Source organism: Priestia sp. YIM B13552 (assembly GCF_042787775.1).
GTDB classification, from domain to species: Bacteria; Bacillota; Bacilli; order Bacillales; family Bacillaceae_H; genus Priestia; species Priestia megaterium_E.
Map to the genome: position 1 here is coordinate 594,413 of NZ_JBHZOU010000003.1, position 19,893 is coordinate 614,305.

Sequence of the window (19,893 nt, forward strand, 5' to 3'; positions counted from 1 at the left end):
CGAAAATTCTCACATCAATTAGCTACGTCTCGTTTTAAAAACGCTGCCCAAGCTACGCCCATAAAGAAGACAAAATGGGCAACTAAGATGAAAATGGAAAATGGAATCGTCATGCCGTCAAACAACGGCTTCATTCCGTCCATATACTGCACAAAGTTCGTGTTGGCAAATAATAAAAATTTCCCCCACCATAAACCTAGCTCTGATACCAGTCCTGTTACAGCTTTCGCGCCGATACTTACGACAATAGCTAGACTGGAAGCAAGCGCGCTGTTTCTAAATAAAGACGACAGCATGAATGCAAACGTCATCATCATAAACGTTTCCATATACGCACTGTCATACGTAAGCGTAATGTTTTTAAGCAGCTGTGCATCTCCTTCTAGACTGGTAAAGCCAAAGAACAATGCTCCCCATACAAATGAAAAAAGCAAATAGCTCAGTAAATAATATAAGCTAATTAAAATGAGAGTTAGGTACTTGGATGCTAAAATCGTTGAACGTCTAGCAGGGCGAATTAAGAGAAGCTTAATGGTACCTGCTTCAAACTCTTTTGCAACCATTGACCCTCCAACAGCAAGCGCGAAAAATTGAACGAGAATCAGCATACCTGAACTAAATGACAGGAAGTTCAAAATATTGTCTTCTGTTCCTGCACTGTTTGCTACTTTCTTCATTAACAGAGCCATACAAAGAGTTAAAATGCCGATTGTAATAAACGTGATTTTTGTACTTCTTTTGTGAAACCATTTCATGTGTTCATTTTGAATTAGCTTAAGCATGGTGCTCTCCTTCCGTAACGGACATAAACGAATCTTCAAGCGTCTCATACACAGGGGTAATTTGGTAGACTAAAATATCGCTGTCCACTAATTTTTTATTCACAGCTGGAATTTGCTCTTTTACAATCGCCACGTCGATACTATGTGATCTCATCGTTACTTCAAATTGTTGTGATAAAAGATCCGCTGCTTTTTGCGCATCAGACACTTCAAATTCTACGTACATTCCTTGATCTTGACGATTTGGAGATAAATCTTGAACGGCTTTTAACTCACCGTCTTGAATAATGCCAACGCGATCACATAATGCTTCTACTTCTTTTAATAAGTGGCTCGCGATTAAAATTGAAATTCCTTCTTCCCTGCAAAGCGTTTGTAAATATGTACGAAATTCTCTCATTCCCGCTGGATCTAGACCATTGGTTGGCTCGTCTAGTAAAAGCAATGCAGGCTTATGTAAAATAGCTTGAGCTACTCCTAAACGCTGTCTCATCCCAAGAGAATACGTCTTCACTTTTGCATGAATGCTGTTTTCAAGCTTTACTAAAGTAATCACTTCATCCAAGCGTTCTGATGTGATCCCTTCATGCATATTCGCAAAGTGTTTTAAATTTTGATAGCCCGTCAGATAATCATAAAACTCAGGGTTCTCAATAATCGCGCCAATTGATTTCATAGCTGATGTAAACTGTTCCTTTAAAGGAAACCCATTGACGGTAATTGTCCCTTTTGTTTCTTTAATGAGTCCTACGACGGTACGAATTAGCGTTGTCTTTCCAGATCCGTTTGGACCAAGCAATCCAAAAATCTCACCGCGCTCAACCGATAAGGATACATCATGCAAAATGGTTTTCTTCCCAATTACTTTACTGACATGATCTACTTGTAGCACTGTTTCTGTCATCATGTACATCCTTTCTTTAATTAGCAATACGCCTTCTATTGTTTCTCTTTTTTAACTATTTGTCTACTATAACCTTATTTTTGGAAAAGCAGCCCATTCAAATCATTCGTATTATCCGCTTACATTTGATAAAATAAAACAAATCTTAGTTAGAGGAGGACTTCTACATAATGAACTTAACCGTATACCTTGCCGGGCAAATTCACGATAACTGGCGAGACGAAATTAAAAACCAAGCAGAACAATTAAACCTTCCCCTTACCTTTGTCGGTCCCATGACAGACCATGACCGCTCCGACAACATTGGAGAAGAAATTTTAGGAAAACAGCCTAACGCTGTCTTAAAAGATGAAGCTGCTTCTCAAATTAATAATTTACGTACGCAAGTACTCCTTAAAAAATCTGATGTGGTTATTGCTTTATTTGGCGAAAAATACAAGCAGTGGAACAGCGCAATGGATGCGGCGACAGCCATTGCATTAGATAAACCGCTAATTTTGGTTCGCCCTGAAAAACTGCACCATCCGCTTAAAGAACTGTCAAATAAAGCCCAAGTTGTAGTCGAAACGCCAGAACAGGCTCTTCAAGCATTAGCTTATATTTTTGAATAGCAAATAAGAGCTGTCGGTTCTGGACAGCTCTTATTCTTCATTTATCCCTCAAGCTCCTTACTGGGGGGAATATTTTTTAGCAAGCTCTAAGGCTATTCCTTTTAGTTTCTTTCATTTCCAACATCAAAACAAGCCAAATTGTACTTAGCTGCTCACTTTTTTGATCCTGACGTTCCATAATCTTTAATCATTAATTTTACATCATAGTTAATTGGAACTTCACTAAATGTTTGATCCCAATTGTCTTTAACCCTCATCCATACTCTGGGCCTTTTAATTCTCAATTGATTTCCGAACCCGGCCACATCGACTTTATATTCTTTTTGCATTTTTTCTACCGTGTTTTTTACGAGGTGCTCCACTTTTTTTTCTGAGTTTTTTTGCACCTTCTGTAAAAATTGATTTTTTAAAGGATTTCCTGAGACCACCCAATTTTCAGATAGCCTCCCCTCGGATTCAATATGCACATCGAAGGAGATGCTATTTCCTTTAACATGAGGTTCAATATGACTTTTCATGGATTCTATTTCGTATACAATCAGCTGACCGGTCTTTTTATCAAAGCTTTTCACTAGCCCGCCTTTCCCTTTTCCTGTGATCCAAGTCAGACCATCTAGTTCTTCTTCATTCAAAAAACCGATCATTTTGTTTGTTTTCCCTTTAATTATGGCAGCACCAGCAAATTTGATTTCCCCATTTGCCGATAATACATTTTGCAATAGAAAACTAGTCCCTGATTCAATATTGCTCTCTAATTTAATGAGCGACGTGGGAGGTAAAATTCTCGTTGTTCGATATGCATTTTCCACCATTCCAGCCAAACGAAATGCCGGGATTTCTCCTGCTGTCTTCGATTCTAGCCCGTCCCTAGCTCTCCCTTTACTAATAAGTACAAGACAGCTTGGTCTAATCTCATTATCACGAAGAAACTCATTCACTAATTTTCCTAAACTATACGTTCTCGCAAGAGCCTCGCCAATAATAATTACTTTTAGATGTTGGCTGGCAATCGAAGTCTCTCTTCTCAATGATAATTCACGGGTCATTTGATGAATAGAATCTCCCGTTTCAGCCATATTCACGTAGGCCTTCTGCTGAGGTCCTCCTTGGACAGTTGTTGAACTTGCCACTTGCGGGGTGATCAGTTGGTAGGTTGACGTAATCAAGTTCCTTTTGGGATACTCTTCTTGTTCATCAAATTCTTTTTCAGTCATGGACTTGTTAGCTTTATCAAGAGCCATACCTACTCCTAAACTTCGTTCTTCAATTTCATGACTGCTCCAGCAGCCCGCCAGAGGAAAAAGCAAAAAAACAGAAAGCAAAACCGATAAGAAGAACCGTACGTGATTAGAGGCTTGTCTCATACTTTCTCCCCTTTATTTTTGAAATGATAAGAAGCAGTACGGGTAAAAAGCCAAATAAAATCAGGGCAGCATTACCAACCATATCTCCTAATTTAAATACATCATTGATATTTCTAGGGATCATGGAAATGAGATAAATAACCGGAAGCACACCATACATAAATGTGTGGATATTTTTTCCAAAAAGCTGAGACAGTCCTAATGAAGCAGCGTAATGGTTAACATTAAAAGAAGTAAACATTTGCATAATCCATACCACCAGCAACAAGGAATCAAAGCGTTCAAATATTAACCCAGTTAATTCATAACTTCTTATTAAATCAAGCGTAGGCCACGTTCTCGTAACCACTCCATCCACTGAGAACGCTCCGATAACCATCACGACGGTAATAACATAAAGAAGCAAAGGAATCGCAGTACCAACTAGTACAGCTTTTACTGCTTTGTTTGGTTCTTTCATGAATGCCAATATTAAAAGCATGAATTCAGGCCCAGTAAACGCAAGAGCTGTTGTCCTTATCCCTTTTAGCACCGGCGTAATACCTGAACCTAGTACCGGGCGCAGATTATCCACTTCAAATATTTTGATACTCATAAAGGCAACAAGTAAAAAAAGAATAACGGTAATAGGTAATATAATTTCAAATATACGGGCAATTGGATTTATTCCCCCTCTTATCAGATAGAGACTTGCCCACATAAATGGCATGATTATAGCCCATTTTGGGGTTCCTTCCAACAATAGATATCCAGTTACCTCTGCCAATGAACGAGCATGAAACCCACCAAGTGCCAAAAAATAACCTATCATGAGGAAACTAAATAACTTGCCTATCCATTTCCCTACAATTTCTTGGCTGTATTGATAAAAGGTTTTTTCAGGGAAGCGTTGACTTAATTTCACCATGATTACCCCTGCTATCATGGTGATTATCCCCCCTAAAATAACAGTTAGCCAAACATCTGGTGTTTTCACTTTTTCCGCAGCTGCCCGGGGCAAGGTAAGAATACCTGTTCCAAGAATAAAGTTGGTAATAATAATAGTTGTTTGAGGCGTCGTAATACGATCTTTTGAATTTATCATTTCTAACAGCCCATTTCCTTTCATCATAAGCTACCCTTTTCGCAGAGGATCTTTGGTGTGCATCATCTTTGGACGTCGTTTCATCATCATCAGAGGCATACGGACTACCAAGTCTTTCCATTCACTTAAACGATAAGGAACAGCTGGACTCATATAAGGTACGCCGAAACTTTTTAGTTTCACTAAATGGCTCATCATAAAAAGGAAAAATAAGATGACGCCATATAATCCAAGTATGGCAGCACAAAGCATGGCTACAAACCGAAGAATACGCAATGTGATTCCTACACTATATTGCGGAATAGAAAACGATGAAATGGCAGTTAACGCCACTACAATCACCAAAATAGGGCTAACGATTCCTGCCTGCACCGCAGCTTCTCCAATGATTAACCCACCGACAATGCCCATTGCTGGACCAATTGGTTTCGGCAACCGGAGTCCGGCTTCTCTCAAAATTTCGATCGATAGTTCCATAAATAAAGCTTCGATAAGGGCGGGAAACGGAACACCAGACCTTGATCCTATAATAGAAATAGCTAACTTAGTCGGAATTAATCCTGGATGAAATGAAATAAACGCAATATACAAAGCCGGGGTAAAAAGGGAAAGAACCACTGCAATATAACGAAGAAAACGAATGAATGTACCGGGAATCCACCTTTCATAATAATCTTCCGGCGACTGTAACATCATGCTAAACGTAACAGGGGCGATTAAAGCAAAAGGCGTCCCGTCTAATAAAATGGCTACTCTCCCTTCCATCAAAGCAGCAATTACACGATCGGGACGCTCCGTATTCTGCACCTGAGGAAAGGGACTAAGGTAATTATCTTCAATGAGTTGTTCAACATATCCTGACTCCGGTACATTATCGAGGTCAATTTTTTTAATTCGTTTTTCTACTTCTTCAACTAGCTCTGGATTAACAACCTCCTTTATGTAAGCAACAACTAAATCTTTTTTGGAACGCTTTCCTACTTGAAATTTCACCAGCGATAAATTTTCAATGTCTCCGCTTCCTCTTAATAAAGAAGTATTATCACTTAACGATTCAGTGAAGCCTATTCTTGGCCCTCTCACCAATGCTTCTGATACGGGCTCTTCAATCGTCCTTGTTTTTACTTTGCTTGTACCAAGAATTAAGGCAAGTGATAACCCGTCAATTAAAAGAGCCGTAGATCCTGTTAAGACTTTTGATATTACTTCTTTAATAGGATGGACCTCTTCTACATCACTAATTGATAATACTTGGCTTTTAATAAACTGTTTTGAAAGGCTTCCCTTTACGTAAAGCTGATCCTGTTGATATTCTTTTGAAAAATCAGCCATCAATGATGACAAAATATGTTTTTCAATAAGATCTTTATCTGATAGCCCCTCTACAAAAATAATAGCTGCCTGAATGCCGGTGCGTCCTATAATAAACTCTCGAAAATGAACGTCGGAGTTATGACCAATTTCATTTTTAACTACTTTTAGTGTTAAAGCTAAATGATCCGTAATATGATTAGGTGAATCCTGATGTATAGATTCCTGTTTGCTTTCCTTCTCGTGCGCATGGTTGCCTATTTTTTTTACTGCTGATTTCCATTTTTTCACTTTCATCACTCTTCCTCTGAATTACGAATCCCGCTTAATAATTTGTAGATTATATACGGGATGAAAAAAACCAGAACTGCTTGTATAAAAACTGGCCATTCTGGAAGATAGGAAACAACTAATTTCCACATGATAATCACCCTATTTATGTCTATATCAAACCAATTTTAGAAATAAGCACCCGTAAAATATCAGTGTTCACTTCATATAAATTCTTTTATTTACCAGGTAGTATTATTCTTCTTTTTGTTTCTTATACAAAGGAATACAACATCCATCTTAAAAATGAAAAAGAGCTGATTACTGAAGGATTAAACATGCTGGTTTGCTGTTCAAAGTTTTGGTGAATGCTAGAATAATCAAGTTTCACCGCTCAAAAAATCCCTTAAATGGTTGACGAGTGCTTGAAGTGTCGGTTACACTTTATGTTTGAAATATTGTATTCATATCGCTCTTATCTCAAAAGAATGGTATAATTTTATAGATATTGAATTTGGAGGACTGCTCATACATGATTACAGTTAGTAATGTAAGTTTACGATTTGGCGACCGAAAGTTATTTGAAGATGTGAATATTAAATTCACACCTGGTAACTGTTATGGATTAATCGGCGCAAACGGTGCTGGAAAATCAACGTTTTTAAAAATTTTATCTGGTGAAATTGAATCTCAAACTGGTGATGTACATATGGGCCCTGGCGAACGCCTTGCTGTCTTAAAACAGAACCACTTCGAATATGAAGATCAAGAAGTTATGAAAACCGTTATTATGGGGCACGCTCGCCTTTATGAAGTAATGCAAGAAAAAGATGCTATTTATATGAAAGCAGACTTCACAGATGAAGACGGAATGAAAGCAGCTGAGCTTGAAGGTGAATTTGCTGAATTAAACGGTTGGGAAGCAGAATCAGAAGCGGCTATTCTTTTAAAAGGATTAGGCATTTCTGAAGATCTTCACGCAAAAAAAATGGCTGAACTAACGGGTAGTGAAAAAGTAAAAGTGCTTCTTGCACAAGCTTTATTCGGAAAACCTGATGTATTACTTTTAGATGAGCCTACGAATAACTTGGATATTCAAGCAATTCAATGGTTAGAAGAGTTCTTAATTAACTTTGAAAACACAGTCATTGTTGTATCTCATGACCGTCACTTCTTAAACAAAGTATGTACGCACATTGCTGACCTTGACTTCAGTAAAATCCAAGTCTACGTTGGTAACTATGACTTCTGGTATGAATCAAGTCAATTAGCACAAAAAATGGCGTCAGATGCGAACAAGAAAAAAGAAGAAAAAATTAAAGAGCTTCAAGCCTTTATCGCTCGCTTTAGCGCAAATGCATCAAAATCAAAACAAGCAACGTCTCGTAAAAAATTGCTTGATAAAATTTCATTAGATGACATCCGCCCTTCTTCTCGTCGCTATCCGTACGTGAACTTCACGCCGGAACGTGAGATTGGAAATGACGTACTTCGCGTTGAAGGTCTAACAAAAACAATTGACGGCGTAAAAGTGCTTGATAACGTAAGCTTTATTATGAATAAAGATGACAAAATCGCTCTTGTAGGCCGCAACGAACTTGCAAATTCAACATTAATGAAGATTTTAATGGGTGAAATGGAAGCAGACAGCGGTACGTACAAATGGGGTGTGACAACGTCTCAAGCCTTTTTCCCTAAAGACAACTCCGAGTACTTTGAAAACGGAGACTTAAACTTAGTAGACTGGCTGCGTCAGTATTCACCTAATGACCAAAGCGAAAGCTTCTTACGCGGTTTCTTAGGCAGAATGCTATTCTCTGGTGAAGAAGTGTTGAAAAAAGCCAACGTTCTTTCCGGAGGAGAAAAAGTTCGCTGTATGCTTTCTAAAATGATGCTAAGCGGTTCAAACGTTCTTTTGCTAGACGATCCTACGAATCACCTTGACTTAGAATCAATCACAGCACTCAACAATGGACTTATCAGCTACAAAGGTTCAATGATTTTCACATCTCATGACCATCAGTTCGTTGAAACGATTGCAAATCGTGTAATTGAAATTACGCCAAACGGAGTAGTTGACAAGCAAATGACGTACGATGAGTATTTAGAAGACAGCAACCTGCAAAAACAAGTAGCTAGCATGTACGCTTAATAAGAAATCCCCTTTCTCTAGAGAAAGGGGATTTCTTTATATACGCACCTCTTGATTTAGCGATGATTTCGGAGAATACGTTAAAAACGCTAAGCTAGCAAACACTAGTGCTGCTCCCCATATGTTCACCAAAGTTAGAGATTCTCCTAAGAAAAAGACGCCAAGTAAAAAAGCGGTAACGGGCTCAGCTAACGATAACGTCACGGCGGTAGACGCATGCACCGACTTGAGCGCTGTAGAAAATAATACATAAGCAAGAGCCGTCGTAAGTATTCCTAAGTGAAGAGCGATGCCTATTCCATTTAAAGAAACTAGCCAGCTCATATCGTATATAAACCAGCATGGGATTAGTAGAACAGCAGCTGTTGTGAACACAAGAGAAGCGCCTACTTGCGGATCAACATGCTGAACAATTTTTTTATTAACAGTCGTATAGCAGGCAAAAGACGCCCCTGCTCCTATCGCCATACCTAAACCTATCACGTCGATTTGACTGTCTTTTTTTAACAACAAGCTGCAGCAACCTATAATACCCGTAAACGTAGCAAGCAACCACTTTTTTGTAGGTTTCTTGCGGTACACTATGTAATCTAACACTCCTGACAAAAGCGGCGCACTCCCAATTGCTACCATTGTCCCTACTGCAACACCCGTTTTGATAACGGCTGAAAAAAACAGCGGCTGATAAGCGGCCATACTTGCTGCAGCAACCGTAAGGGGCAGAATAGGAAGGTTTCTTACGTCCACTTTCTTTTTTTGAATAAGACAAGCTGCAAGAAGCGACAGTCCCCCTACAGCTAAACGCACCGCTCCAATTGCCACGGAATGTGCTTCAGCAGATGCTAAAGCTTGGGCAGTCCCTGTTGTTCCCCATAGTACAGCTGCACATAAAATAAGTATTTTTGATAATGAAATATTCATATTTCCATCTCCTTTCTTTTATCATAGCTAAAAGAAAGAAAAAAGTTTTTCCGCTTTTATGATCTTATTTGTCTGTTTTTAAGATACTTCGATATTGCGTGGGTGAGACTCCTTCTTGTTTTGCAAACCATTTAGTGAATGAAGACAAGCTGTAATAGCCGACTTCGTGCGCAATATACGTTATCGAATAGCTGCTCTCTTTTAACAATTCTTTTGCTTTCTTTAAACGTATACGCGCTACATAGCTTTGAGGCGAATAGCCCGTTTTTTGTTTAAACCAAGCAGAAAAATAGGCAGGATGGTAATTTTCCATCTTGGCAAGACTTTCTATGTTTAGCTCTTGATTAAAGTTAGTATGAAGATAATCAATGGATTTAAACGTTTGTTTCTTTGGCAAATAATGCTGAACGTAACGGACTAAATCTTCAAGCGCCCCTCTGTCAGTGCTTTTTTGAAGCCCATCAAGTAAAAGGTAGCGAATTGCTTTCCATGTTGAATCCCATTGAATAAAAGTGGCTTGTTGAGAAAGATGCGCACTTTCTGTAAATTTCAACGGAATATCAACAACTAAACATTCATTTGCGTTTTTAGCTTGATACGTATGAAGCTGACGAGGCGGAATGTAAAAGCATCCTTCTTGCAGCGTTAAGTGCTGCTCACTTGCTTGAATATCAAGAGCACCTGCTAGCGGAAACAAAAGCTGACTGTAGTTATGATCATGAGTATGAGGTGAATAGCTGTAGGCTCTTTTTTCGCAAATAATTTCACGTAGCGTATCCATTTTGAACTCCTTTCCTTATTTCCTATCTCACAGAAGCTGTTCTATGCCGTCCAAAACGGTTTTCAGCTCCCTTAACGATTCTGCTGGGGAATATAAAACATCCAATGAATGATCAGCATTTTCGATCACTTGAATATTCATTTTGTTTGTTTTTAATTGATACACTTCTTCAGTGTAATAGTGATCACGAGCTCCTATTGCAATAAGACCTTTATGATTACTTTCTAGTAAACTTTCAAACAGTTCTGTTCTTGTTAAAAGCGGCGTCAGTAAAAGCATCACTGCATCTTTGTAGACTTCATCTTTCATAACTCGCTGAATCAGCGGAATGGTGCCAATTGATTTTCCTGCAAATATGATATTTTTATAGTCACTGTGAGATAAAACGTCCTGCAGCACGAGATCAATGTCTTGCATCATAACATCTGCAATCTCATCTGTAGACTTTGTCATCAGCTCTTTTGAATATGCATAGTGAATCTGAACAACATCAATCCCATGTTTTAGCATCAGCATCGTTACATAATACAATAGCGGCTTTTCGTACGTATAGCCTAGCCCTGAAAACATAAAGCAAATGCGAGGACCTCTTGTTTTAATATGTGTATAGGTAATCCTATGAGTTTGGCTGCTTACACTTTTTTGATCTACGTGCATGTCACTCCTCCTTTTTAAATATTCTAACATTTAATCCCGTAAAAAAACCCCATCTTTTTCTTAAAAAAATGAGGGTTGAGGAAATAGCTCTGCAAGCAGTTCATAAGACTTCTTTTTTGCTTCATAATCATGGATATTTGTAATAATTAAAAATTCGTCGTTATCGTATTTTTGCTGCAGCCCGATTAATCCTTGTTTTACTTCAGCTGGATTTCCTACGATCATACGAGGACGATTGGTGGTTATTTTTTTGAGCTCTTCTTCTGAATAAGAACGATTACGCACTTCTTCTATCGATGAAACCGTTGTATCTCCGCCTTTAGCTACTTTCAACAACCAATCATCTAACGTTTTAGCGTGTCCCTCAGCTTCTTCTGTTGTTTCTGCACATACTACAAATACGCATACGTTGGTTTTAGGCGTTGATTGATACGAAGAAGGGATAAATTCTTGTTTATAATGACGAATGGCTTCTTGTCCTCCAACTGAATAAATAAAGTGTCCAAACGTAAAAGAGATGCCCAGCTCAGCAGCCGACCTTGCTCCTCTTTTATTGATACCAAGATGCCACAGTTCTGGTTTTGTTTCACTTAACGGATAAGCTGTCACCCCGTAATACGGATGATCCGACGGCAAATTATGCTCAAGATGTCCTTTTAAAGCTTGAATTTGCCGCGGGAATTCATTGAGGCTTTTACGGACTCCATCTGTCAGCGCAAGCCGAGTCAGCGCATCTCCTCCCGGTGACCGTCCAAGACCTAAGTCAATTCGATTCGGAAACAGATTTTCAAGCAGCTGAGCGTCTTCTGCTACTTTATACGGACTGTATTGAGGAAGAAGAACTCCTCCAGATCCAATTCGGATTCGGCTCGTTTGAGAAGCCAAGTACGTCATTAAAAGAATTGGAGATGAGCCTGCAAGACCGTTCGTATTATGATGTTCCGCTACCCAAAAGCGGTGGTAGCCCCACTCTTCCGTTAATTTAGCCAGCTCTCCCGTACGTTTTAACGCTTCCTTTGGTGTTGATCCGCTTGAAACAGGAGACTGGTCCAATACGCTTAGCTTAATCATAGGTGATTCTTCCTTTCAATTTTCAATTTCTATATTGTCTCTATTGTAGGAGAAAAATATGAATTCGTCTTGAAATTTGCTTCACGCTCATAGAAAAAGCAAACGCTGTCCTGCGTTTGCTTTTTCATTTTCTTATTTTGCTTCGTGCATTTCTTTCACACTCTTATCGCTCGGTAACAGCCATGTTAGCAGCCCTAGAATTGGAAGATAGCTGCAAAACAGCATGATAAATTGAAGGCTGAAGACATCGGCTAATTTACCGAATACAACAGCTCCTAAAGCTCCCATTCCAAAAGCAAGCCCTACAATTAAGCCGGATACCAAGCCGATTTTCCCCGGCATCAGCTCCTGAGCATAGACGACCGTGACGCTGAAACTTGACTGAAGAATAAAGCCAATTAGTACTAAAAGAGGTGCCGCCACTCCTAGAGAAACATGAGGAAGTAATAAAGTAAACGGTACTGATCCTAACATAGAAAACAACAAAATATTTCGTTTTCCGAAACGATCGGCAAGCGGACCTCCAAAGAATGTTCCAAACACCCCTGCAATCATAAATAAAAAAACGTAAAGCTGAGCGCTTTTGATAGGCAAATTAAATTTTTCAATGATATAAAACTGAAAGAAATTAAGGATGCCTGCTCCGTACCATGAACGTGCAAAAACAAGAAAAATTAAAAGTCCAACTGCAAAAATAATTTGCTTGTTCATCGTAAATGAAGCATCTGACTGCTTTTTCTTTAAGCGTTGACGAGTAGCTAACTCCGATTTATACCATTTAGAGACGCTATACAAAACCACTACGCCAATACCTGCAATTAACGTAAACCAAATCGTTCCAAACTGACCAAGTCCGATAAAGATAAATGCTGTAAATAGCGGAGCCATCGATTGTCCTGTATTTCCGCCAACTTGATAAATAGACTGTGCCAGCCCCCGTTTTCCTCCTGCTGCCATATACGCTACGCGAGAACCTTCCGGATGAAAAATAGCTGAGCCGAATCCTACAAATAAGACAGATATAATCACAAAATAAAAATTTGGCGCTAAAGCGAGCCCAACCATACCAATCATGCTTAAACACATTGCAATTGGCAATAAAAATGGCGAAGGACGCTTATCGGCAAACACGCCGAATACGGGCTGCATAATCGATGACGTCATGTTTAAAGCAAAGGCAATCCAGCCGATTTGCGTGTAGTTTAAATTCATCGATTTTTCAAGGACAGGAAAAAGTGCCGGTATAACGGACTGCATACAATCATTTAGAAAATGTCCTAAACTAATAGCAAATAAAATACGATAAATCGTTGCCGGCTGCGCTTGCTGCGTTCGTGCTGCTGCTTGCATTCATAACCCTTCTTTCTTAATTTAATCTACATTATAATTGTTAAAGTCTTACAATGTCTTTTTCTATTATACAGTGAAAGTTAAGATTGTAGTTGTTTTCTTTTTTATAAAAAAGGGAAAATTACCTGCGAGGTGAGAACAGTGAAAAAACATGTGCATATGATTGTAGACGGACGCGTTCAAGGGGTTGGGTTCCGTCACTATACGCAGCTAAAGGCAATGGAATGTTCCATTAACGGATGGGTACGAAATCGAGACGATCAAAAAGTGGAAATTGATGCTGAAGGTGAAGAAAGCAACATCCAAAAATTTATTGAAGAAATAAAAAAAGGTCCCTCACCGTTCGCTTCTGTTAGCAATGTGGAAGTAAAGATAGTAAACACCCCTTCCCACACCCATTCTTTTCGCGTGAAGTATAGTTAAAAAACTCGCTAAATTAAGATAATTTTTGATAAAATGGAAAAGTAAGCGATTTTATATTTTCTACATATAAGGGGGAAAAAACGATGGTTGAAAACAAAATTGTGTTAATTACAGGTGCAGCTCAAGGTATCGGTTATCAAATTGGTGAGCGCTTTGCTGAAGACGGAGCGACTGTTGTCTTAACTGACTTAAATGAAGATGGAGTTAAGAAAGCAGCAGACAAATTGAAGACAAAAGGCTACGAAGCATTAGGCATTAAAGCAGATGTGACAAAGGAAAGTGATATTGAACAAATGATTGCTCAAACGGTTGAAACATATGGCCGCCTTGATGTATTAATTAACAATGCCGGCATGCAATTTGTTTCCCCGCTCGAAGAATTTCCTACTGAAAAATTTGAACTTTTAACGAAAATTATGCTTGTTGCACCTTTTGTTGCGACTAAGCATGCGTTTCCTATTATGAAAAAGCAAAAATTCGGCCGCATTTTGAACATGTCTTCCATTAACGGATTGATTGGTTTCTCAGGAAAAGCAGCATACAACAGCGCTAAGCACGGCGTGATTGGCTTAACGAAAGTGGCTGCTCTTGAAGGTGCAGAGCACGGCATTACGGTAAATGCGATTTGCCCTGGTTATGTTGATACGCCGCTTGTTCAAAATCAATTAAAAGATTTAGCACGTACGCGAAATGTAGCGCTTGAAAAAGTACTAGAAGAAGTCATTTATCCTCTTGTTCCTCAAAAGCGCTTGCTTGCAGTTGATGAAATTGCAGACTACGCAATGTTTTTAGCAAGTGATTTAGCAAAAGGCGTAACCGGCCAAGCTGCTGTGATCGATGGTGGATATACGGCTCAATAAAAAAAGAGTGTCAGTTAGACTGGCACTCTTTTTTTATTTATTTAATTTCGAATTCTCCTAAAGAACCTGTCGTCTGACCTGCTTTTAGTGCTTCTGCGTATAAATAATACGTTCCCGCTGGAAGAGCTTCACCATTAATCTTTCCGTCCCACGTTGCGCTAGAAAATCCTTTTGCTACATTCGTATATGAACTTAACAATTCCCCTTTTTCTAACGTTGCATCGTAAATGTAATAGCTAAGCTTCTCTGCTCCTCCTGGTAAATAACTCCCGTATTCAAATGAGCCATTTCCAAGTACATCTACATACGCAGAAGTAACGCGAGGATAATCCGGCTCTTTTACAAATAAAATGGTTGGAACATCGTACGTTTCTTTATTGTTACTTACGGTAATTGTCCCTTCGTAATAGCCAGGAGATAATTTCCCTGCATCTACTTTTACATTCAGATTTACTTTTTGCGTTTTTCCTGCATTAACCACTAAATCGTTTGTTGATTTAACGTCAATTGCCTGATGGCTTTTCTTAAATTTTACTTTGACCGAGTATTTTTGACTGTGATTTGATAGATTTTTAATCTTAAAGCTTTGTTTTTCTACTTGTTTCCCTTTATCTTTATAAAAGACGCCGTACGAGTGACTTCCTGGTGTAATAAGCGTTTTTGCTTTAATTGCATCTACTACGCGCATGCTTCCTGCACCTTGCGTATTATGAGGGTAAACCAGCCCGTTGCGATCACGAAGCAGTTCCGTTGTGTTCATTAAAGATGCTTTTACGTCTTCTACTTTATAATTTGGATGCGCCTGTAAAATTAACGCTGCTGCTCCTGCTACGTGGGGTGCTGCCATACTTGTTCCTTGTTTGGATCCATATCCATGAGGGTTGCTTGGATCATTGGTTGGCACTGTGCTGATGATATCGACTCCCGGTGCCGAAATGTCCGGCTTAATCATCCATGTATCAACAACCGGTCCGCGCGATGAAAAGTCAGCCATTGTTTCATCGACTGTCTGATTAAACGTTGCACTAAAAGATCCCGTAACCGATCCCTTTGCCAAAGAAGCAACCAAGGCTTGTCCATCAGCTTTTGATAAGCGAATACTTGGCAAAGATGTGCCTGGAATATCAGGGATTGTCCCTTCTACATTGTTGTAAATCACCGTGGCAACAGCGCCGGCTTTTTTCGCATTATCAACTTTATCTACAAACGCAATGTCACCGCGAGAAATAACCGCTACTTTTCCTTTTACATCTTTTCCTTCAAAGTCTTCTGGTTTTCCGAGTCCGACAGGTACAAATTCATACTTTTTACCGCTTGCATCTAGTAGCGCCTTGTCATTTGGAAAACCCATTACTTCAGCTGAAGCATAGCTTGCGTTATCTACAGTTAATGTCGTTTTATACAAATTGTAAGGAAGCTGAGTTGCACCAACTGAAATAGCTTCACGAGACGTTCCCGGAGACCCTACTGTCCAGTTAGCTGGTCCACTGTTTCCATTTGACGTAACAGCAACTACTCCTTCTTCCATTGCCCAATCTAATGCAATACTCGTTGCCAAGTCTGGATTATTAATCGTATCTCCAAGCGACAGGTTCATTACATCCGCTCCGTCTTCTACCGCACGTTCAATACCGGCGATCACGTCTTCCGTTGTACCTGTTCCTCCTGGCCCTAGTACACGATAAGCAAGTAAATGAGCATCAGGAGCTACTCCTTTAATTTTCCCGTCCGCTGCAATTGTTCCCGCTACGTGCGTTCCGTGCGTTGTTGCTTCTCCTTTTGGATCTCCAGCCGGCGTTTCTTGAGGGTCTTTGTCATCATCTACAAAATCCCACCCTTTATATTTCTCAAACGCTGACTTTAAATCCGGGTGGTCGTAATCGACGCCTGTATCAATAACGGCTACAGTCATATTTTTACCTGTATATCCTGATTTCCACGCTTGATCTGCTCCTACATAGTAAATGCTTTTATCCATTTCAGAACTGTATTCTTCGGCGCTCACTTCTTTCGATTTCACTTCCGTTGTATGATATTCAACGCTTGGATAAATAGCTTTTACTCCCGGTAAACTTGCTACTTTTTCAAGGTCATTAGCCGGAAGTTCCGCTGAAAACCCAGAAAATACTTGGTCATATTCACGCTTTACTTTTGAAGTTTTAGAAGCTTTTGAAAGCTCTTTTTTCACTTCGTCACGCGCTTTTTTAATCTTTCCTTTACTTTGCGCTACTCCTTTTTTCTTTGCTTCCGCTACAGACTCTTCATTTAACTCCACAATAACTTTTACTTTTTTAGCCGACTTTAAGTTATAGTCTCCTTGAATTTTAACTAAAGACGGTTCAAGCGCTGGTTTTGAATTTCCGTTGGCGGATGCGCCCATTGCAAAAGAAGATAAAGCAACCGAAAATGCTACTGTACTTAATACAGACCGAATTGATACTTTTTTCATTGTGTTTTCCCTCTCCATTTCTCTCTATACTTCGTGCTACTATGTATGCCTTCATCCCCAGAACATACGCATCTTTTGCTTAGCTAGTGAGCTAAAAACTAGAATAGTATGGAAGTTCTATATATTACTATAAAATCCTTGAGTCTATGGAATCATTTTATATACTCGTGCAAATTAAGCACTAATGCTCAAAAAATGAAGAATTTTGTCTGTTTATCTTCTTTCCGTAACTTTTTTATTCCTAAAATTATGAAGAGATTAGATGAATATACAAGAATACTGACGAATTTCTGTTAATGTAGCTATTTTTATCAGGGACTCATTCCTACTTTTCCTTTGTTTACTTATAAGGTTTTTTTATTATTTTAAGAAAATTGTTCTTATAAGCGCTTTTTATTTTATTACTTATTATTTAGAACATAGTTTAATTTAATATAAAATATCGCACTTAATTAAATGAAATTTTAAAAAATTACGAATAATAAAATGAGATCTTGCAGATACTAACGTCAACGCTCGCACAAAGGGAGGCATGATTATGATAGATTTAAATTTCATCCTACTCATCCTTGATCTTCTCTCATCACTTGTCACTATTGGCATCTACTTTACAACCAAGTAGTACCTAACCTTCTCTTTACTCTTCTAGCGCATGTACTTAAGCTATTACAAAAAAGAAGCAAGCCAATTTTTATTGGCTTGCTTCAGCTATATAATAAAGTAGTTAAAGTGGAAGGGATTTATCCGCGTCTTCCGCCTCTGCCACCTCGTTTTGATTCAGTGCTGCGTTTTAGTGTAGATAAATTATCTTCACTATCTTTTAAGAAACGCGCCATTTTTTGTTCGAAGTTTTCCTTTGGTTGGAAGTTGCTTTTAGAACGATTATCATTATTTCTTGCCTGACGTGGCGGGCGTTGTGAATAAGAAGATGAGGGTCTTTCAGGTTTATCTATTGCTTTTTTAATCGATAATCCAATTTTTCCGTCTTTCTCATTAACGACTTTCACTTCAATTTCTTGACCAACTTTAAGATGGTCATTAATGTCTTTTACATAGCTGTCAGCTACCTCACTAATATGTACAAGCCCAGTTTGACCTCCAGGTAATTCTACAAATGCTCCAAAATTAGTAATACCTGTTACTTTACCTTGTACCTTGCTACCTACTTCAACTGCCATAAAAAATGTTCCTCCTCAATAATATTAAAAGCACTTCATTATACCAAAGTGCGTAAGAATAACAAAGTGTGTATGAGAAAACAATTTGTTAAATTGCACTTTTTCCGCCTCTTTTTTGTTTTATGAAAGAAATCAGTCAAAATAATGCCCATATTAGATATACCTAATATGGGCATTTCTCTCATTTCCACCATTCATCAAACATACTAGCCGGTAACTGACGCTTATGTTCAGTGATACGATAGCGCTGTTCAATTTTTTCAGCGGCTTCTTGTGATACTTCTTTTCCTTCCAGATAATCGTCTAGTTCATCATAAGAAATTCCTAGTTCCGTTTCATCAGATTGACCAGGACTATTATCTAACAAGTCAGCTGTTGGCACTTTTTCATACAATCGTTTATCTGCACCTAATTCTTTTAGCAATGCTTTTCCTTGACGTTTTGTTAGTCCCGTTAGAGGGAGCACGTCTGCTCCGCCATCTCCATATTTCGTAAAAAAGCCTGTTACTGCTTCTGCTGCATGATCGGTTCCGATAACTAAAAGGCCGTTTTCTCCTCCGACTGCATACTGTACAATCATACGCGTACGTGCTTTGACATTTCCTTTATGAAAATCAGACAGCGCTATATCTGTCGCACCTGTAAACGAACTTTCAAATGCTTCTACCGTGTTTTTAATATTAAACGTATATGTTTCATTAGGTTTAATAAATTCTAGTGACGCCTTCGCATCCGCTTCATCATGCTGCGTGCCATGAGGCAAGCGAACGGCTACAAATTTTGCTTCATATTCTTCTTTTCGCAACTCGTCTACAGCAATCTGCGCTAATCGTCCAGCTAAGCTAGAGTCCTGGCCTCCGCTTATACCTAATACAAAGCCTTTTGCATTTGCTGACTTTAAGTAGGTTTTGAGAAAATCAACGCGGGCACGAATTTCCTGTGCTGGATCAATTTCAGATTTCACATGTAGCTCTTTTCTTATTTTTTCTTGCATGTCTGACATGATACATGCTCTCCTTCCATTATATGTAGATTTCTTACTGATACAATCCATGTTTTTTACTATAAAAATAACAGAGATCAGGCATTAAATATCGTGGTTCTCCACCCCGGGCAAATTCTTGACGGATATAAGTAGAGCTGATTTCCATCGCCAGCCCTTTATCAAGAAGCTGAAACCGGCCGTCGTCATAATTTCGAAGCAAAGGAGAACGGCTAATAGCTTTCAACATGTCTATTCCCTCTCTTGCCATGACGATAAACTGGTTTTTACTAATAAGTTCATCTGCTTTCTTCCACTTGCCTTCGCCAATATCTTGCAGTAAGTCCGCTCCCATAATAAAAAATAACTCAGCGTGTGGAAGCAATTTTTTAAAGTGCTCCATAGTGTAGTATGTGTAATGATAGCCGGGCAATACGTCTAGCTCATACGTATCGAGCAAAAATTTTGGGTTATCTTTAATCGCTAAGCTAACCATATTTACACGGTGCTCATCCAACGTCTGGAGCTTTTTATCCGTTCGTTTGTGCGATGAAGGCAAAAAGATAATAGCATCTAACTTCTTTCGATGCGCAACCGTTGATGCCGTCCAAAGATGAACATTGGTAACCGGATCAAAAGAAGAACCATAAATCCCAATTTTCGCTCCTTTTTCTAAAAGCTTATCTATTTTTTTATCAGGGTTTAGCTGTTGAAAATAAGCAAGCGTATCTGACATGTCTCCA

At 38.9% G+C, this 19,893-nt stretch carries 18 protein-coding genes; 4 read left to right on the forward strand and 14 right to left on the reverse strand.

Annotated features, from left to right (window positions below; translation table 11 throughout):
- Window positions 1-14: 14 nt before the first annotated feature.
- Entirely contained in the window at window positions 15-782 is a 768-nt protein-coding gene (locus ACFX40_RS15135) for an ABC transporter permease (protein ID WP_025752267.1), read from the reverse strand.
- Complete coding sequence (locus tag ACFX40_RS15140) at window positions 775-1,686, reverse strand: ABC transporter ATP-binding protein (RefSeq protein ID WP_377255458.1); 912 nt, start codon at window positions 1,684-1,686, stop codon at window positions 775-777. The genes ACFX40_RS15135 and ACFX40_RS15140 overlap by 8 nt, the downstream gene beginning before the upstream one ends.
- 170 nt (window positions 1,687-1,856) lie before the next feature.
- Between ACFX40_RS15140 and ACFX40_RS15145 the strand changes: the two genes are divergently transcribed.
- Window positions 1,857-2,297, forward strand: coding sequence for a YtoQ family protein (locus ACFX40_RS15145; RefSeq protein WP_025752263.1), 441 nt, complete (start codon window positions 1,857-1,859; stop codon window positions 2,295-2,297).
- A 152-nt stretch (window positions 2,298-2,449) separates the two neighbouring features.
- Here ACFX40_RS15145 and ACFX40_RS15150 read toward each other — a convergent pair whose 3' ends face one another.
- The 3 genes from ACFX40_RS15150 to ACFX40_RS15160 are packed head-to-tail and all read right to left on the reverse strand — an operon-like array spanning window position 2,450 to window position 6,353.
- The gene (locus tag ACFX40_RS15150; protein WP_060745717.1) at window positions 2,450-3,661 is read right to left on the reverse strand and encodes a Ger(x)C family spore germination protein; all 1,212 of its coding nucleotides are present in this window, start codon (window positions 3,659-3,661) and stop codon (window positions 2,450-2,452) included.
- Window positions 3,645-4,772: a spore germination protein gene (locus ACFX40_RS15155; protein WP_098333239.1), complete on the reverse strand. Its 1,128-nt coding sequence runs from the start codon at window positions 4,770-4,772 to the stop codon at window positions 3,645-3,647. The genes ACFX40_RS15150 and ACFX40_RS15155 overlap by 17 nt, the downstream gene beginning before the upstream one ends.
- Before the next feature lie 3 nt (window positions 4,773-4,775).
- Window positions 4,776-6,353: a spore germination protein gene (locus ACFX40_RS15160; RefSeq protein WP_098249798.1), complete on the reverse strand. Its 1,578-nt coding sequence runs from the start codon at window positions 6,351-6,353 to the stop codon at window positions 4,776-4,778.
- 505 nt (window positions 6,354-6,858) lie between these two features.
- On the opposite strand from ACFX40_RS15160, the gene ACFX40_RS15165 reads away from it, so the two are divergent.
- Entirely contained in the window at window positions 6,859-8,478 is a 1,620-nt protein-coding gene (locus ACFX40_RS15165; protein ID WP_050688769.1) for an ABC-F family ATP-binding cassette domain-containing protein, read from the forward strand.
- A 36-nt stretch (window positions 8,479-8,514) separates the two neighbouring features.
- On the opposite strand, the gene ACFX40_RS15170 is transcribed toward ACFX40_RS15165, so the two are convergent.
- The 5 genes from ACFX40_RS15170 to ACFX40_RS15190 form a co-directional block, all read right to left on the reverse strand.
- Window positions 8,515-9,399, reverse strand: a complete 885-nt coding sequence (locus ACFX40_RS15170) for a DMT family transporter (RefSeq protein WP_098432734.1) — start codon at window positions 9,397-9,399, stop codon at window positions 8,515-8,517.
- Between the two features lie 64 nt (window positions 9,400-9,463).
- Window positions 9,464-10,180, reverse strand: a complete 717-nt coding sequence (locus ACFX40_RS15175) for a helix-turn-helix domain-containing protein (protein ID WP_136789368.1) — start codon at window positions 10,178-10,180, stop codon at window positions 9,464-9,466.
- 27 nt (window positions 10,181-10,207) lie between these two features.
- Window positions 10,208-10,837 carry an alpha/beta family hydrolase gene (locus tag ACFX40_RS15180; RefSeq protein WP_377255461.1) on the reverse strand — a complete coding sequence of 210 codons (630 nt, stop codon included), beginning with the start codon at window positions 10,835-10,837 and terminating at the stop codon, window positions 10,208-10,210.
- A gap of 60 nt (window positions 10,838-10,897) precedes the next feature.
- Complete coding sequence (locus ACFX40_RS15185) at window positions 10,898-11,908, reverse strand: LLM class flavin-dependent oxidoreductase (protein ID WP_377255464.1); 1,011 nt, start codon at window positions 11,906-11,908, stop codon at window positions 10,898-10,900.
- A 132-nt stretch (window positions 11,909-12,040) separates the two neighbouring features.
- A complete protein-coding gene (locus tag ACFX40_RS15190; protein ID WP_060745723.1) occupies window positions 12,041-13,258 on the reverse strand; it encodes an MFS transporter in 1,218 nt (405 codons plus the stop codon).
- Window positions 13,259-13,399: 141 nt separating this feature from the next.
- Between ACFX40_RS15190 and ACFX40_RS15195 the strand changes: the two genes are divergently transcribed.
- Window positions 13,400-13,681, forward strand: coding sequence for an acylphosphatase (locus ACFX40_RS15195; RefSeq protein WP_028408645.1), 282 nt, complete (start codon window positions 13,400-13,402; stop codon window positions 13,679-13,681).
- Window positions 13,682-13,764: 83 nt separating this feature from the next.
- Window positions 13,765-14,541: a 3-hydroxybutyrate dehydrogenase gene (locus tag ACFX40_RS15200; protein ID WP_025752250.1), complete on the forward strand. Its 777-nt coding sequence runs from the start codon at window positions 13,765-13,767 to the stop codon at window positions 14,539-14,541.
- Between the two features lie 37 nt (window positions 14,542-14,578).
- Here ACFX40_RS15200 and ACFX40_RS15205 read toward each other — a convergent pair whose 3' ends face one another.
- From ACFX40_RS15205 to nadD, 4 genes are all read right to left on the reverse strand, one after another.
- Window positions 14,579-16,990: a S8 family serine peptidase gene (locus ACFX40_RS15205; RefSeq protein ID WP_098432730.1), complete on the reverse strand. Its 2,412-nt coding sequence runs from the start codon at window positions 16,988-16,990 to the stop codon at window positions 14,579-14,581.
- Between the two features lie 740 nt (window positions 16,991-17,730).
- The gene (locus ACFX40_RS15210; protein WP_013056909.1) at window positions 17,731-18,168 is read right to left on the reverse strand and encodes a S1 domain-containing RNA-binding protein; all 438 of its coding nucleotides are present in this window, start codon (window positions 18,166-18,168) and stop codon (window positions 17,731-17,733) included.
- A 181-nt stretch (window positions 18,169-18,349) separates the two neighbouring features.
- On the reverse strand, window positions 18,350-19,171 hold the full coding sequence (nadE, locus tag ACFX40_RS15215) for an ammonia-dependent NAD(+) synthetase (RefSeq protein WP_028408647.1): 822 nt from the start codon (window positions 19,169-19,171) through the stop codon (window positions 18,350-18,352).
- Window positions 19,172-19,205: 34 nt separating this feature from the next.
- Window positions 19,206-19,886, reverse strand: coding sequence for a nicotinate (nicotinamide) nucleotide adenylyltransferase (gene nadD, locus ACFX40_RS15220; RefSeq protein WP_028408648.1), 681 nt, complete (start codon window positions 19,884-19,886; stop codon window positions 19,206-19,208).
- Window positions 19,887-19,893: the final 7 nt, after the last annotated feature.